Raw genomic sequence first — 16,185 nt, forward strand, 5'->3', positions numbered from 1 at the left:
CAGGTATTTTGCTCCTAGAGAAGGTCCACAGCCGCGAGAAATTTCGAACGTATAAAACCAGTGTTGAGGGTTTTTCGCCGGCGCGGAACGTGCTAGCATACTCCGCATAAGCGTTGATGGGGACGAGTAGTCGGCCGTCCGCATGTTACAGAGAGCGGGGAGCGCTGAGAACCCGTGCATGCGACCGATGAAAATCACCCCGGAGCTGCGGTCCCAACGGACGCGTCGCACAGGCTCGTCCTAGTAGATATCGCCGAGATGGTCGTCGATACAGGCCAGCCGAGTAACGGATGCGAGCGCGCGAATACGCGGGCGAGGGCATCTAAGCTGGGTGGTTAAACGAAGAGCTTTTGCGGGCGTACAGTCCGTTTTGTGGCGCTTCGTCCCAGCTTGTAGGGACGGGCGCTTTTTTGGTGCCCAGCGGGCGTGCGCGCCCATGACATGAAAGGGGTACCGTGGCAAACGAGTACAAGCAGACGATGAATCTGCCCAAGACCGGTTTTCCCATGCGTGCCGGTCTTTCCAAGTCCGAGCCCAAGCGACTCAAGGACTGGCAGGACAACAAGGTCTACGAGCAGGTTCTGAAGAAGAACGAGGGTCACAAGAAGTTCGTGCTGCACGACGGCCCTCCGTACGCCAACGGCCCGATCCACATCGGCCACGCCATGAACAAGATCTCCAAGGACATGATCAACCGTTACTGGATGATGCAGGGCTATGAGGTTCCATATGTCCCCGGTTGGGATTGCCATGGCCAGCCGATCGAGCATAAGGTCGAGGAGAAGCTCGGCACCGAGAAGTTCAACCAGACCTCCACGGCTAAGATCCGCGAGCTTTGCAACAAGTTCGCTGTCGAGAACATCGAGCTGCAGAAGGCCGGCTTCCGTCGCCTGGGCGTGCTCGGCGATTGGGACAACCCCTATCTGACGCTCTATCACCAGCATGACGCCGCCGACATCGAGGTTTTCAAGGCCATGTTCGACAAGGGCATGATCTATCGCGGTCACAAGCCCGTTCACTGGTGCAAGCACTGCCATACCGCACTTGCTGAGGCCGAGATTGAGTACTCCGACGAGACGAGCCCGTCCATCTTCGTGCGCTTTGAGATGACCTCCAAGCCCGCCGGCCTCGAGAACTTCGACGGCCCGGTTGACTTTATCATCTGGACGACCACGCCGTGGACCATCCCCTCCGACCAGGCAGTTTCTCTCAAGCCCGGTGCCGCCTACGTCGCCGTTGAGCACGACGGCCGCGCCGAGGTCATGCTCGAGGACCTAGCTCCCAAGTGCTGCGAGGAGTTTGGCTGGGAGTACACCCCGGTTGTGGTCGACGGCAAGCCCTATGTGGTTCCCGCCGAGACCTTCCACCACATCCACTACAAGCAGCCGATCTTTGACGGCGTTGAGGGCGTGGCGCTGCTGGCCGATTACGTCGGTGTCGATGACGGTACCGGTATTGTCCACAACTCGCCCGGCCACGGCGTCGACGACTACTTTGCCTGCCTCAAGGAGGGCATCACCGACATCTGCATGCCGGTCGATGACGACGGCAAGTTCTACACCGGTGAGGAGTTTGGCACCGGTGGCCCCTTCAGCGGCATGGATACCGACGAGGCCAACCCGCATATCATCGAGTTCCTGCGCGAGCGCGGCACCCTGGTCCTCGAGAAGAAGATCACGCACAGCTATCCGCACTGCTGGCGCTGCAAGCACCCGGTGCTCTTCCGTGCTACCGACCAGTGGTTCGTCTCGATGGACAAGACGGGTCTGCGTGAGCAGGCTGGCAAGGAGGTCCGCGAGAACGTCAAGTGGTATCCGGCCCATGCCGCCAACCGCATTGGCGCCATGGTCGAGCAGCGTCCCGACTGGTGCATCAGCCGCCAGCGCAACTGGGGCGTGCCTATCCCTAGCTACACTTGCGCCGACTGCGGCGAGAAGGTCATGAACGACGCCACGCTCGACGCCGTCATCAAGCTCTTCCACGAGAAGGGCTCCGACGCCTGGTTCACCGACGCTCCCGAGAGCTACCTGGGCGAGGCCTGCGTCTGCCCCAAGTGCGGTGGCCATCACCTCAAGGCCGATAAGGACATCCTCGACGTGTGGTGGGACTCCGGCGTATCTTGGAAGGCCGTCTGCGAGTATCGCCCTGAGCTGGAGTATCCGGCGGACGTGTATCTTGAGGGCTCCGACCAGCACCGTGGTTGGTTCCAGAGCTCGCTGCTCACCTCGGTGGGCGCCAACGGCCATGCCCCGTACAAGGCGGTCGTCTCGCAGGGCTTCACCCTCGACGGCCAGGGCCGCAAGATGTCCAAGTCGCTCGGCAACGTCATCGACCCCAACAAGGTCTGCGACGAGATGGGCGCCGACATCATTCGTCTGTGGGTTGCATCCGTCGATACCAGCTCCGACGTGTCCATCGACCACGAGATCCTTGCTCGTACGTCCGATGCCTACCGTCGTTTCCGCAACACGCTGCGCTTCCTGCTCTCCGAGCTCGAGGGTCAGTTTGAGCCCGAGACCGACGGCGTCGCCTTTGTCGACTTGTTGCCGCTCGACAAGCTCATGGTTGCCCGTCTGACCCAGGTCCAGGCCGAGGTCGACGACGCCTATGCCAGCTACGAGTTCCCGCGCGCCTACCGTGCGCTCTACGACTTTGTGGTTACCGAGCTTTCCAACGTGTATCTCGACGCCCTAAAGGATCGTCTGTACTGTGACAAGCCCGGCTCGCTCGAGCGCCGCAGCGCCCAGACCGTGCTGGCCGAGCTCTTCTCGATGCTCATGCGCGATCTGCAGCCGATCCTGTCCTACACCGTCGACGAGGCCATGGCCTATGCGCCTGCCGGCTGCGTCGACCACCAGAAGTATGCCGCGCTGCTCGATTGGTACAAGTCGCCCATCACGGTCGACGAGGCCAACGAGTTTGAGGGCGTGCTCGAGGCTTCGCTCGAGCTCCGTAGCGCCGTGACCAAGGCCCTTGAGGATGCCCGTTCTGCCGGCACCTTCACCAAGAGCCAGCAGGTCCGCGTCAAGGCGGTCGTTCCTGCCGAGATGTATGCGCTGCTGACCGGCGACAAGGCCGTCGACCTGGCCGAGTTCTACATCGTCTCCGATGTTGAGCTGACCCAGGGCGAGGAGCTCTCCGTTGCCATTGAGGCTGCCGAGGGCGAGTGCTGCGACCGTTGCTGGAACTATCGCACCACCGTCGGCGAGTACAACGGCCACGCGCATATCTGCAAGCGCTGCGCCGATGCTTTGTAGGTTACGGCGTTCGTAGAACGCCGTAACCTACCGACGCTGCAAACGCCCCTAAGCGGCAATCTGACGTTCAATCGTCGGTCGCGTACCAAAGTACGCTTCCCTCCTCTTTCACGTCACCTTGCTCGCTTAGGGACGTTTTCGCTGTTGGTGACGATAACGCGGCGTTTCCATTGCTGGAGCTAGAGGCTTTCTTTCGACTTGCGTTTTTAGTCGAAAGCTATTAAGCGACATTCCGTTATTCGGAATGTCGCTTTCGTTTTTAGCTGGTTATTTCGCTTGCGTTGGTGGATATGTCGTGCGTTCTGCGTATGGCAATATAAGATAGTTCTTTGTATTAAACGTAATTCGATGTTCTTGAGGGTAGGGGATTGATTTGGGTCGTGCTGGGGATATGACGCCGCCTTTGCGTTGGCGGTTGGGTGTTGCTGGTGGGGTGGCGCTGGCTGTGTTGCTTGTTGACCAGCTGACCAAGCTTGCGGTTCGTGCCGTGGGCGACGCTTTGCATGTGACCGTTATCCCCGGTGTTATCGACTTTATGTTTGTCCGCAATATCGGAGCCGCCTTTAGCATGGGCGAGGGTCATGGCGTCACTTTCGCTGTGTTGGCGCTTGCGGTCATTGTCGCCATTGCCGTGTACTTGCTCCGTGCATCCCAGCTCGCCCATCTTGAGGTCGTGGGCATGGCGATGGTTGCGGGCGGTGCTATTGGCAACGCTATCGATCGTTTGGCCTTTGGCTTCGTGACCGATTTTATTGCCACCACCTTCATCGACTTCCCCGTCTTCAATGTGGCCGATATCGGCATTACCTTGGGCGTCGTGCTCGCCCTCTTCGGATACATGTTCTTGAGCCCCGCGGCCCGTGAGGTCGACGCGACCGCTGAGCTTAACGCCCGTGACGAGGCCCGCGCCAAGCGCAAGGCCCAGCAACGCGGGGAGCGTGCCCGCAAAATTCGCGAAAGGAACGAGCGCTAATGGCCGACATCCATATTCTTGTTGCCGACGATGCCGCCGGTCAGCGTCTTGACGCTTATCTGGGCGCCAATGACGGCTGTCCTACGCGTTCTGCCTGTGCGCATCTGATCGAGGGCGGCGCCGTCGCTGTCAATGGCGAGACCTGCCTGTCCAAAAAGTACGCCGTGCGAGCCGGCGACCGTATTTCGGTCGATTTGCCCGAGCCGCACGATCCCACCGATGTGATTCCCGAGGCCATCCCGCTCGACATTCGCTATGAGGACGATTATCTCATTGTGCTCTCCAAGCAGCGCGGCCTGGTGTGCCATCCTGCGCATGGTCATGAGAGCGGTACGCTCGCGAATGCCCTGGTCTATCACTGCGGTATCGACCATCTGGGCACCGTGCAGGGTGAGGACCGACCCGGCATCGTGCATCGCCTGGATCGCGATACCTCGGGCCTTATGCTCGCGGCAAAAGACGACGACACCCAGCGCGCGCTTCAAAATCTTATCCGCACGCGCACGCTCGATCGTCGCTATATCACGCTTGTCCACGGGCACATCGCCATGGACGAGGGCACCATCAATACCGGTATTGCCCGTTCCACGCGCGACCGCGTCAAGATGGCGGTTTCGGACGACCCCTTTGCCCGTCAGGCCATTACGACCTTCAAGGTGCTCGAGCGCTTTGATTCCACGCGTTTCGACGACGGCTACACGCTTGTCGAGTGCCACCTGTTTACCGGCAGAACGCACCAGATTCGTGTGCACATGCGCCATATCAACCACGCCTGCGTGGGCGATCCGCTCTACGGCAAGTGCGATGCGCGTGCCGATCAGGGTCTGACCAGGCAGTTCCTTCATTCCTGGCGCGTGGCGTTCGACCATCCCGTGACGGGGGAGCGCATTGAGTGCCGCGACGAGTTGCCCTGGGATCTCGCTGCGGTTCTTGACGATTTGGCTCCGCGCTCGCTCGGTCGCACTGCCGCCGGTGACGAAATCGTCTCTCAGCTCGGTCTGCTCGAAGCCTAGCCAGTATTAGGTGGTTTCTTGAACTCGGTAAGCCTGCGGTAAGATATACGGTTGTTTACGTAACGCGTTCTCGGGAGCCTGCATGCTCGCCTTTTTACAAACCAACACACCCATCGTGGTCTTCAACCAGATTGTCGTCACGCTGCTCACGGTCTGCTTTCTGTACCAGGTGGTCTTCTTTGTCATTGGCGCTCTTCGTGGCGAGGTCGCGCCTCCCAAGGCCAAAAAACTCCATCGTTATGCTTTCTTTATCGCGGCGCATAACGAGGAGGCCGTGATCGCCAACCTTGTTCGCTCCATCAAGGACCAGGATTATCCGTCCGAGCTTATCGAGGTCTTCGTGGTTGCCGACGCCTGCACCGACAACACCGCACAGCTCGCGCGCGAGGCAGGTGCCATTGTTTACGAGCGCAATGATCTTGCCCGTAAGGGTAAGAGCTGGGTCATGGACTTTGGCTTCGACCGCATCCTTAACGAGTATCCCGACACGTTTGAAGGCTACTTTATCTTCGATGCCGATAACGTTATCTCCCGCGATTACGTGTCCAAGATGAACGATGCCTTTGACCAGGGATTCCATGTGGTCACGAGCTATCGCAACTCCAAGAATTTTGGCAGCTCGTGGATCTCGGCAGCTAATGCTACTTGGTACCTGCGCGAGGCGCGCTTTCTCAACAACGCGCGTAATATCTGTAAGACGTCTTGCGCCGTCTCGGGTTCGGGCTACCTCATCTCCGCCAGTGTTATTGAGGGCATGCACGGCTGGCAGTTCCACACGCTGACCGAGGACATTCAGTTCACTACGTTCTGCGCTATTCACGGTATTCGCATTGGCTATGCGCCGGCGGAGTTCTTTGACGAGCAACCCGTGACGTTCAAGGCATCCTGGAAGCAGCGTATGCGCTGGACCAAGGGCTTTTACCAGGTGTTCTTTACCTACGGCAAGCATCTGGTCAAGTCGACGTTCCGCTATCATCGCTTTGCCGCCTACGACATGTTCATGACGATCGCCCCGGGTATGCTGCTATCGCTGATCTCGATGCTCGCTAATGCGACGTTCTTGATTGTGGGTGGCCTTTCGCATGGTTTCTTGGCTACCGAAGTCGAGATGCAGGCGTGCGCCGCTTCGCTCATTATGACCTTCGCCATGATGTATCAGACCTTCTTTATCCTGGCGCTGCTCACGACTATCTTTGAGTACAAGCACATTCACTGCGCGCAAAAGTGGCGTCTGGTGACTAACCTGTTTACCTTCCCGATCTTTATGTTCAGCTATATCCCCATCACGGTGGCCGCGCTGTTCCTGAAGGTCGACTGGGTTCCTACCCAGCATGCCGTAAACGTCACCCTCGACGAGGTCATGCAAGGCGCCAAATAACCACCACCAAAACCACCGCAAAGGGGACAGGCACCTTTGTGGTGGTTTTTGCTTTTGCGATGCAGCTCGAGGAGGTACTCGATGTTTTATATCCCGTTTTGGATTTGCATCTTTGCCGGCGCGGCGATTGATGCCCGTCAGCGACGTTTTCCCAATGAACTTGCCGGTGCGTGTGCGGTGACGGCGTTAGTGGGCGTTTGGCTCGACAAAGGCGTTAACACAGCGCTTGACCACGCGGGTCTTGCCGTCATTGTGTATCTTGCTCTCGTGCTGACTGAGTCCCTCTGGCGTCGTCTTCGCCAAATCCCGGGCATCGGCATGGGGGATGCCAAGGCGCTCTTCGCGCTTTGCACGCTCGACCCTATGGGTGGCGTCGTGGCATTTGCCGTCGCACTCCTGGCTCTGGCCCTTTCCTGCCTCTTCACAAAATCGCGCTCCCTGCCATTGCTCCCGTTTTTAGTGCCGATTTTTGCCATAATCGAGGTCGTGGGCTGCACTTTGTAACCGATTGCGCATCCTTCTTAAGGAGCATGCCATGGAATCTAATCAAGAAACGGCCGTCATTAAGGCGCGCATGGACCGTATTCCCTCAGCGTTGTCGCCCGAGCTTGTCGAGCGCATTGCCGCCGATCGTGCTTCGGGCTATGTCAACCCGTATCGTTGCAACGATGATCAGGTCATTCGTCGTATTGATCGCACTACCGACAAAGGCACGCTTATGCGTCCGGCGTTTATGCGCGATACCGAAAAGATACTTCATCTTCCGGCTTACACCCGGTATGCGGGCAAAACGCAGGTCTTTAGCTTTCGTAGCAATGACGATCTGTCACGCCGCGGTTTGCACGTGCAGCTTGTCTCGCGCATTGCGCGCGATATCGGTCGCGCCCTGGGGCTCAATTGCGATCTGATCGAGGCGATTGGCCTGGGCCACGACTTGGGACACACGCCTTTCGGCCATTCCGGCGAGCGCTTCCTCAACGATATCTATCATGAGCGTACGGGGCGTTATTTTTTCCATAACGTGCAGTCGGTTCGCGTGCTCGACGCGTTGTATGGCCGCAACGTGTCGCTCCAGACGCTCGACGGCGTGCTATGCCATAACGGCGAGTACGAGCAGCGTGTGTTTGAGCTCTCGGACATGGGCTCCTTTGACCAGTTTGACCAGACGGTTGAGGATTGCATTGCCACGGGCTATAGCGCAATTGAGCATCTGCGTCCCATGACGCTCGAGGGCTGCGTCGTTCGCATCTCGGATATTCTTGCCTACGTCGGTCGTGACCGTCAGGATGCGATCGCGGCGGGCCTGCTGTCACCCGACGCTTTTGATGATGGCCGGGGCGGTGCCTACAACAGCTGGATCCTTACGCACGCTTCCATCGATATCGTGGAGCATAGCTATGGTAAGCCGCGCATCGAGATGAGCGAGGACCTGTTTGAGGAGATCCGCCGGGCCAAGCGCGAGAACTACGAGAAGATCTATAGCAAGGGCGGTATCGAAGGCGACTCCGAGGCGGAGCTGCGCGAAGCCTTCGAAAAGCTTTACGACCGTTGCCTGCAGGATATAAACGAAGGTGACGAGTCCTCGTATATCTTTAAACACCACATTTCTCGCATCGAGCAGCAGCTTTCCTACTACGATCGCGCCTATGCCTGGCAGGACGACAAGGATCAAGCCGTGGTGGATTATATCGCGAGCATGACGGACGGTTATTTCTGCGAACTGACGAGCAAGCTGTTCCCGGGTCTAAAGTTTCCGCATCGTACCTATATTAACGAACGGTAGTTCGTATTAATTCGGTATACTGTTAGTGGAAAACGTATTTGATTAATACACGGGATGGCTATGGACGACCTTTTTTCTGCTTCGACGCGCGAGCGTTCCTTTCAGAATGCGCCGCTTGCGGTGCGCATGCGCCCCAATTCGCTCGACGAGTACGTGGGCCAGCAAAAGGCCGTCGGTAAGGGTTCATGGCTGCGTGCCGCGATCGAGCACGACGTGCTTTCGAGCGTGATTCTGTACGGGCCTGCCGGTACGGGCAAGACGACGCTGGCCCACATTATCGCCAACCATACCAAGAGCGAGTTTGTCGAGGTCAGCGCCGTCACGGGTACCGTGAAGGACCTGCGTCGTGTAATTGATGAGGCCAAGACGCGCCTGAATACGTACGACCGCCGCACCATTCTATTCATCGATGAGATTCACCGCTTCTCTAAGTCGCAGCAGGATGCCTTGCTGCATGCAGTTGAGAACCGTACCGTCATTATGATTGGCGCTACGACAGAGAACCCGTACTTCGAGGTCAACTCGGCACTGCTCTCACGTGGTCGCGTCGTGGAGCTTGAGCATCTGAAGGATGAGGATATCGCCACGCTTATTGAACGTGCGCTTGAGGCACCGCAGGGTTTGAACGGTAAGTTCTCGGCCGATGAGGATACGGTCAAGACCATTTGCACGCTGGCAGCGGGTGACGCTCGCTCGGCGCTCACGACGCTTGAGCTTGCGAGCGAGATTGCCGTCACGCGTCCCGATACCGAGGGAACGCCAGCGCCTGCGGCGGGGGAGCGCTATCCCATCACCGTGGATGACGTGAAGATCGCCAACCCGCGTCGCGGCTTTACGTATGACAAAAACGGCGACATGCACTACGACATCATCAGTGCGTTTATTAAGTCTATGCGCGGTAGCGACCCCGATGCCACGATCTATTGGCTCGCGCGCATGATCGATGCTGGGGAGGATCCTAAGTTTATCGCTCGCCGCATTATGATTCACGCTTCTGAGGATGTTGGCAACGCCGACCCGCAGGCGCTTTTGGTGGCGCATGCTGCCTTTAAATCTGCTGAAGTTATTGGCTATCCTGAATGTCGCATTAACCTTGCACAAGCTGCGCTCTATGTGTGCTTGGCGCCCAAGTCCAATGCGTGCGAGGCCTCGATCGATGCGGCGCTAGCCGATATCCACAGCAGTGGTCTTCGCGAGGTGCCCAGCTACCTGCGCGATCGCCATCGCCCGGGCAGCGATGAATACGGTGTGTATAAGTATCCGCACGATTATCCCGAAGGCTGGGTCGATCAGCGCTATTTGCCCGAAGGCTTGGAACGCGGTGCATTTTGGCAGCCTGCCGGCCGCGGTTGGGAAGAATGGCGCGTAGAGCAAAGTGAACGCGACCGCAGCGGGAATGCACCGAAGTAGCTGCTGATAATTTTGTCCCACGTTGCTGCTCATGGCATGTTCGGTCCCCTTTGGGGTACCATGGAAACCGTCTGTATTTCGATTCCTTCGGGAGGCTTGTATGAGTCCCATTCAAATCGCCCTGCTGCTGCTCGCCGTTGCCGGTGTGTGGGCTGTTATCGAGCTCGCGCTCACGCTGCGAAAGACCCGCACCGTCGTTGATTCGCTCGATAAGACCGTGAGCGACCTTAACAACACCATCGCCGAGGCGCAGCCGGTGGTAGCAAAGCTCGATGGCGCTGTCGATGAGCTCACCCCCGCGTTGGCTCAGGTTGAGCCGCTCCTCAAGTCGAGCAAGACCGCCGTCGACGCCCTTACCTCCAATCTCGTAGAGGTCGAAGCTGTGGTTCGCGATATTTCCGAGGTTACGGGCAGCGTGGCCGAGGCAAGCAACGCTGTGTCGAGCGTGACAGATTCTGCGGCCGGCGCCGTGCAGAAGCTCTTCAATAAGGTGAAGGCTCCTGCAGCCGACGCCGATCGCAAGCTCGCCGCTGCCGCTGCGGAGGCCGAGCTGCCTACCGAGCGCGTCCTAATTGGCGAGGACGAGGCTGCCGCGGGCGACGATGATGGTCAGAAGTCTGTATCCAAGCCGGCTCAGTATTACACCTACACGCCCGCCGAGACCTCTGAGGAGTCCTGCGATGAGTAGCGAAGCAACTTGCCCCATTACGCTGACCGTTGCCGGCGACCCGCGTCTGGCGCGCCTTGTGCGCATGACGGCGGCAAATGTCGGTGCGCTCTGCTCCATGTCCGTCGATCGCATCGAGGACATTCGTATGGCTGCCGAGGAAGCATTTATTTTCGGCTGCACGGCTGTTGATTCCGATGACATCTCGATCAAATTCGATGTCGACGAATCTCACGTTGGCATGACCTTTACCTTTGGCGACCAGGCCACCGTCGACGAGGATGACCAGGCCGCTGTGTATGCCGAGCTCATTTTGGCGAGCGTGTGCGACTCCTACGAAAAGACTGCGGCGCCCCTGACGCTTTCCCTCGACCTCAAGGCGGATATCTAATATGACCGAACGTTCCCGGAGCGGTAAGACCGCTTGGGACAAGGAGAAAACCCGCGAGCTGTTTCGTCGCTATAAAGAGACCGGTGACCCGGACGCACGCGAGCAGCTCGTCATGTCCCACATGAACCTGGTAAGGTTTCTTGCCAACAAGTTTAAGAACCGCGGCGAGCCGCTCGATGACCTGATGCAGGTTGGTTATTTGGGCCTGCTCAAGGCTATCGATCGCTTTGACCCTGAGCGCGGACTCGAGTTCACCACGTTTGCCACGCCTACCATCTTGGGCGAGATCAAGCGTCACTTCCGCGACAAGGGCTGGAGCGTGCGCGTGCCCCGTCGCTTGCAGGAGCTCTCGGCCAAGGTCAACCAGGCTACCGATAAGCTCACCAACGAGCTACAGCGCTCGCCTAAGGTTGAGGAAATCGCTGAGTACTTGGACGTGACGGTCGATGAGGTGCTGGAGGCCATGGAATCGTCTTCGGCCTATACCTCGGTGCCTATCGAGGCTCCTGGTGCGTCCGATTCGGACGATGCCCCCTCGATTCTCGACCGTTACGCCGACGACGACAACGAGCTCGACTTTACCGATGACCGCCTAGTGATCGAGGAAGCCATCCGTGATTTCTCGCCGCGCGAGCGCGAGGTGATTGAGCTGCGCTTTGTGAAGGGCATGACCCAGATCGAGATCGCCAAGAAGCTGGGTATTTCTCAGGTACAGGTTTCGCGTCTGCTGCGCCGCACGCTTAAGAAGATTCAGGACAAGATCGACCCCGACGGAGTGATGATTCGTTCATGAGTGAGCACCCCCAGCAAACCGATCGCGTGCTGCGCGACACCCGCATTCTGACGCTGCGCATTTGGGCTGTTGTCGGCTGCATTGTTATTGCTGCTGTCATCTTTAACCTTATGGGCATCCTGGCACCGGTTATTGAGTTTCTTGCCGTCGGCTCCATCATTGCTTTTGTGATGTCCCCGATCACCAACTGGCTCGAGCACCATGGCGTGAATCGCGGCATCGGTTCGCTTATCGCGCTTATTGTTGTTGTTGCCGTGCTCGTCGGTGTCGTTTGCATCTTGTCGCCGATTCTCTTTGGTCAGATCATGGAAGTCCTGAGCCGCCTGCCCGAGCAGCTTCGTGTTGCGGGTGGCGATCTCAATGAGATGATCTCGCATGCCAAGACGCTCAACAACACGCCGCTCAAGGAGTATTTGGACGATAATCTTTCGTCCCTGGTTACCGTGGCATCGAAGTATGTGTCTCAGATTGCTGCCGAGCTTGGTCGCGGTGTGTTCCCGCTCATCACCAATACGGCCTCGCAGTTGTTCGTGATCTTCCTTGGTCTGGTGCTTGCCTACTGGATGGCCTGCGACTACCCTCGCATGCATCACGAGATTTGCACCATCATCGGTCAGGAGAAGGAGACCTCGTACCGCTTTATGGTCGCCATCCTTTCTCGCTCTGTCGGCGGCTACATGCGCGGTATGGTCGTGACGTCCATCTGCGGTGGTTTCCTCGCCTTTATCGGTTTTTTGATCATCGGTCATCCGTATGCGGCGCTCATGGCTATCTTTACCGGCATCATGCATTTGGTTCCGGTCGTCGGTCCCTGGGTGAGCGCAGCAATCGCCACGGTACTCGGCTTCATGTTCAGTCCCATGTTGGCGTTATGGACGCTCATCGTGACGATGGTCGCGCAAAACGTCACCGATAACGTGATTTCGCCTAAGGTTATGCAGAGCTCGGTGCAGGTGCATCCCATCATGAGCCTCACGGCGCTCGTTATTGGCTCGGCACTCATGGGCCCCATCGGCATGATTATTGCCATCCCGCTATGTGCGGCCCTCAAGGGTATCTTCGTGTACTACTTCGAGAATGAGACCGGCCGCCAGCTTGTGGCCTATGACGGCGCCGTGTTTAAGGGCACACCGTACCGCGATGTCGATGGCAACCCGGTCGCCGCCTACGACGCGCTCGGCGACGACACCTTCATCTACGAGTCCGAGCTCATCGGCAACGAGACCGCGCCCGAGGCCCAGGCCATGCCCAAACCCGAGCTCGATAATCCCTGGATGAAGCTCTCGGGCCTTCAGCCCGATGCTACGGGCTTTTTCAAGAATCCCTTCGCCAAAGACGACGATTTCAATATGAACGACGAAACCAAAACCGGCATCGACGGCTCCATGGACGATTCGGATTCCAAATAGGCACCGCTAGCGTTTCTTGAAGTTGTAAATGACAAGAAACGCGAGCAAAGCGATTGATAAGGGGCCGGCTACATAGAAAAAGAGAACGTCAATTGCGCGTAGAGTGTAATAAGCTTTATCGCCGGACATTACTGCATACAATACGTAGCCAAATGCTGGTTGGTTTGCGTACCAGCAGGAGAAAGCCAAAAGCGCTAAAAGTGCTACAACCAGAAGTGCATTCAGGACAAATCGTTTGCTTTTCATCGATCGCTCCTTCCGGGTGAATCTTATATGTAATTCTACAGTAGCCTTTTTCAAAGCATCGCATACTCCTAAATAACGTGCACTTTCGCTGTAGGGTCGGCTTTATGTCGGCCCTCTTTTTTGCACTTGCGCGGCGGGATGGTAATATCGTTACGTTTGAACTGTTTCGATGTGAAACCGAGGAGATTCCCTCTATGAGTGCTGACTACCCGTCAATGACTACGGCCGAGATCCGCTCCAAGTTCCTCAACTTCTTTGAGGAGCGCGGTCTTAAGCTCTATCCTTCTTCGTCCCTTGTTCCCGACGACCCCTCGCTGCTGCTTGCCAACGCCGGCATGAACCAGTTTAAGGAGTACTACCAGGGCAAGAAGACCATGAAGGAGATCGGCGCGATCTCCTGCCAGAAGTGCGTCCGCACCAACGACATCGACTGTATCGGCGAGGACGGCCGTCACCTGTCGTTCTTCGAGATGCTCGGTGACTTCTCCTTTGGCGGCGTCTCCAAGCAGCAGGCTTGCGCTTGGGCCTTCGAGCTCATCACCAAGGAGTTCAAGCTGCCGCTCGATCGCCTGTACTTTACCGTCTTTACCGAGGACGACGAGACCCACGACGTGTGGCGTTCTCTGGGCGTTGCCGAGGACCACATCTCCCGCCTGGGCGAGGACGACAACTTCTGGGCCGCCGGCCCCACCGGCCCCTGCGGTCCCTGCTCCGAGATCTACTTTGACATGGGCGAGGAGGTCGGTTGCGGCAGCCCCGACTGCAAGCCCGGCTGCGACTGCGACCGCTTCCTTGAGTTCTGGAACCTCGTGTTTACCCAGTACGACCGCCAGGAGGACGGCTCCATGCCGGAGCTGCCGCACCGCAACCTCGATACGGGCATGGGCCTTGAGCGCATGGCCGCCATCATGCAGCACAAGACCGCCAATTACGACGGCGACTTGATGCAGCATCTCATCAAGCTGGGCGAGGAGATCAGCGGCAAGACCTATGACGCCGACGATTACTCCGGTGCCAGCCGATCTCTTCGCATCATCGCCGACCACTCCCGTGCCGTCGACTTTATGATTTCGGATGGCATCCTCCCCGGTAACGAGGGTCGCGAGTACGTCCTTCGCCGCCTGCTCCGCCGCGCCGTGTTCCACGGTCGCCTGCTGGGCATCGAGGGCGCCTTCCTGACCAAGTTTATCGACGAGGTCAACGCTCAGATGGGCGAGGCCTATCCTGAGCTGCTCAAGAACGTCGCGCTCGTCAAGGGTATCGTCGCCTCCGAGGAGGAGCGCTTCTCCACGACGCTCGACAACGGTCGCGTCTACCTGGATGAGGCCCTGGCAGCGCTTGCCGAGGGTGCTGTGCTTCCGGGCGTTGTTGCCTTTAAGCTGCACGACACCTTTGGTTTCCCCATCGACCTGACCGTCGAGATCGCCGGCACCGCTGGCCACGATGTCGATATGGACGGCTTCACTGCCTGCATGGAGGACCAGAAGGCCCGCGCCCGCGCCAATGCCAAAGGCGACGCCTGGGGCAGCTTCAACGACGTTTGGGTCGAGCTTTCCGACAAGGTTGCCGCGACTGAGTTCGACGGCTATGACAACGATGTGATCGAGGGCGCCAAGGTTGTTGCCATCGTGCGCAACGGTGAGTCCGTCGAGTCCGCTGCCGCCGGCGAGGACGTCGAGGTCGTTCTCGACCGCACTCCGTTCTATGCCGAGATGGGTGGCCAGCAGGGCGATGCCGGCGAGCTTTCCGCCGAGGGCGTTTCGCTGACCGTTTCCGATACCAAGAACCACAACGGCCTGTATGCTCACGTCGCCCACGTTGCCGAGGGCACGCTGGCCGTCGGTGCTACCGTGACCGCCGCGCTCGACGCCGAGCGCCGTGGCTTCCTGCGCCGCAACCACACCGCCACGCACCTGCTCGACGCCGCCCTTAAGCAGGTCCTGGGCGAGCACGTCTCCCAGGCCGGCTCGCTGGTGACGCCCGAGCACCTGCGCTTTGACTTTACGCACTTCGAGGCCCTGTCCTCCGAGCAGCTCAAGGCTGTCGAGGACCTGGTCAACCAGCAGATCTTCGCTTCCAAGCCGGTCGTGACCCGTGTCATGGGCATCGACGAGGCTAAGGCTGCCGGCGCTGTCGCCCTGTTTGGCGAGAAGTATGGCGACGTCGTCCGCGTTGTCTCCGTGGGCGCCGAGGACCAGCCGTTCTCCCGCGAACTCTGCGGTGGCACACACGCTGCCAACACCGCCGAGATCGGCCTGTTCAAGATCATTTCCGAGTCCTCCACGGGCTCCAATGTCCGCCGTATCGAGGCCGTGACCTCTAAGGGTGCCCTCGACTATATGGCCGACCGCCTGGCACTCGTTGACGCCGCTGCTACTGCGCTCAAGTGCCGCGTGGATGAGGTTCCCGCTCGCGTGGAGAACCTGCAGGCCGAGCTGCGCGAGACGTCCAATAAGCTCAAGAAGGCTCTGACCGGTGGCTCCTCCGATGCGATCTCCAGCGCCATCGAGGGCGCCGTCGAGCTCGACGGCTATAAGCTCGTCGTTGCTGAGCTCCAGGGCCTTGAGGCTGCCGACCTGCGCAACGTATGGGATACCGTGCATCAGAAGGTCGCCGGCCCTGTTGCTTGTGTCGTCGCCAGCGTGACTGAGAAGGGCACTCCGGCCCTGCTCGCTGCCGGCTCCGATGACGCCGTCAAGGCCGGTTTCCACGCCGGTAACGTGATCAAGCAGATCGCGGGTCTGGTCGACGGTCGCGGTGGCGGTCGTCCCAACATGGCCCAGGCCGGTGGCAAGTATGCTGCCGGCATCGCCGATGCCCTCGCGGCCGCTAAGACCGCGCTCGGCGCCTAAGAATCTAAGAAGT

General features: G+C 58.7%; 13 protein-coding genes. 12 read left to right on the forward strand and 1 reads right to left on the reverse strand.

Annotated features, from left to right (window positions below):
- Positions 1-479 precede the first annotated feature (479 nt).
- From ileS to KTF55_RS05805, 11 genes are all read left to right on the forward strand, one after another.
- A complete protein-coding gene (ileS, locus tag KTF55_RS05755; RefSeq protein WP_217107893.1) occupies positions 480-3,257 on the forward strand; it encodes an isoleucine--tRNA ligase in 2,778 nt (925 codons plus the stop codon).
- Positions 3,258-3,702: 445 nt separating this feature from the next.
- Positions 3,703-4,230, forward strand: a complete 528-nt coding sequence (gene lspA / locus KTF55_RS05760) for a signal peptidase II (RefSeq protein WP_367303217.1) — start codon at positions 3,703-3,705, stop codon at positions 4,228-4,230.
- The gene (locus KTF55_RS05765; protein ID WP_195234984.1) at positions 4,230-5,243 is read left to right on the forward strand and encodes an RluA family pseudouridine synthase; all 1,014 of its coding nucleotides are present in this window, start codon (positions 4,230-4,232) and stop codon (positions 5,241-5,243) included. Before lspA ends, KTF55_RS05765 begins: the two co-directional genes overlap by 1 nt.
- An 82-nt stretch (positions 5,244-5,325) precedes the next feature.
- A complete protein-coding gene (locus tag KTF55_RS05770) occupies positions 5,326-6,621 on the forward strand; it encodes a glycosyltransferase family 2 protein (RefSeq protein ID WP_195234985.1) in 1,296 nt (431 codons plus the stop codon).
- Between the two features lie 81 nt (positions 6,622-6,702).
- Positions 6,703-7,125, forward strand: a complete 423-nt coding sequence (locus KTF55_RS05775; protein ID WP_217107868.1) for a prepilin peptidase — start codon at positions 6,703-6,705, stop codon at positions 7,123-7,125.
- A 31-nt stretch (positions 7,126-7,156) separates the two neighbouring features.
- Entirely contained in the window at positions 7,157-8,404 is a 1,248-nt protein-coding gene (locus tag KTF55_RS05780) for a deoxyguanosinetriphosphate triphosphohydrolase family protein (protein WP_217107869.1), read from the forward strand.
- Between the two features lie 60 nt (positions 8,405-8,464).
- Positions 8,465-9,814: a replication-associated recombination protein A gene (locus KTF55_RS05785; protein WP_152068063.1), complete on the forward strand. Its 1,350-nt coding sequence runs from the start codon at positions 8,465-8,467 to the stop codon at positions 9,812-9,814.
- A 100-nt stretch (positions 9,815-9,914) separates the two neighbouring features.
- On the forward strand, positions 9,915-10,502 hold the full coding sequence (locus KTF55_RS05790; RefSeq protein ID WP_217107870.1) for a hypothetical protein: 588 nt from the start codon (positions 9,915-9,917) through the stop codon (positions 10,500-10,502).
- Positions 10,495-10,872, forward strand: a complete 378-nt coding sequence (locus KTF55_RS05795; RefSeq protein WP_022094590.1) for a hypothetical protein — start codon at positions 10,495-10,497, stop codon at positions 10,870-10,872. Before KTF55_RS05790 ends, KTF55_RS05795 begins: the two co-directional genes overlap by 8 nt.
- A 1-nt stretch (position 10,873) precedes the next feature.
- On the forward strand, positions 10,874-11,665 hold the full coding sequence (locus KTF55_RS05800; RefSeq protein WP_022094589.1) for an RNA polymerase sigma factor SigF: 792 nt from the start codon (positions 10,874-10,876) through the stop codon (positions 11,663-11,665).
- A complete protein-coding gene (locus tag KTF55_RS05805; RefSeq protein WP_217107871.1) occupies positions 11,662-13,074 on the forward strand; it encodes an AI-2E family transporter in 1,413 nt (470 codons plus the stop codon). The genes KTF55_RS05800 and KTF55_RS05805 overlap by 4 nt, the downstream gene beginning before the upstream one ends.
- 6 nt (positions 13,075-13,080) lie before the next feature.
- Here KTF55_RS05805 and KTF55_RS05810 read toward each other — a convergent pair whose 3' ends face one another.
- The gene (locus KTF55_RS05810) at positions 13,081-13,320 is read right to left on the reverse strand and encodes a hypothetical protein (protein WP_118237448.1); all 240 of its coding nucleotides are present in this window, start codon (positions 13,318-13,320) and stop codon (positions 13,081-13,083) included.
- Positions 13,321-13,514: 194 nt separating this feature from the next.
- On the opposite strand from KTF55_RS05810, the gene alaS reads away from it, so the two are divergent.
- On the forward strand, positions 13,515-16,172 hold the full coding sequence (alaS, locus tag KTF55_RS05815) for an alanine--tRNA ligase (RefSeq protein ID WP_217107872.1): 2,658 nt from the start codon (positions 13,515-13,517) through the stop codon (positions 16,170-16,172).
- The last annotated feature ends 13 nt before the right edge of the window (positions 16,173-16,185 follow it).

This window comes from Collinsella sp. MSK.8.10, assembly GCF_019041915.1.
Lineage (GTDB): Bacteria > Actinomycetota > Coriobacteriia > Coriobacteriales > Coriobacteriaceae > Collinsella.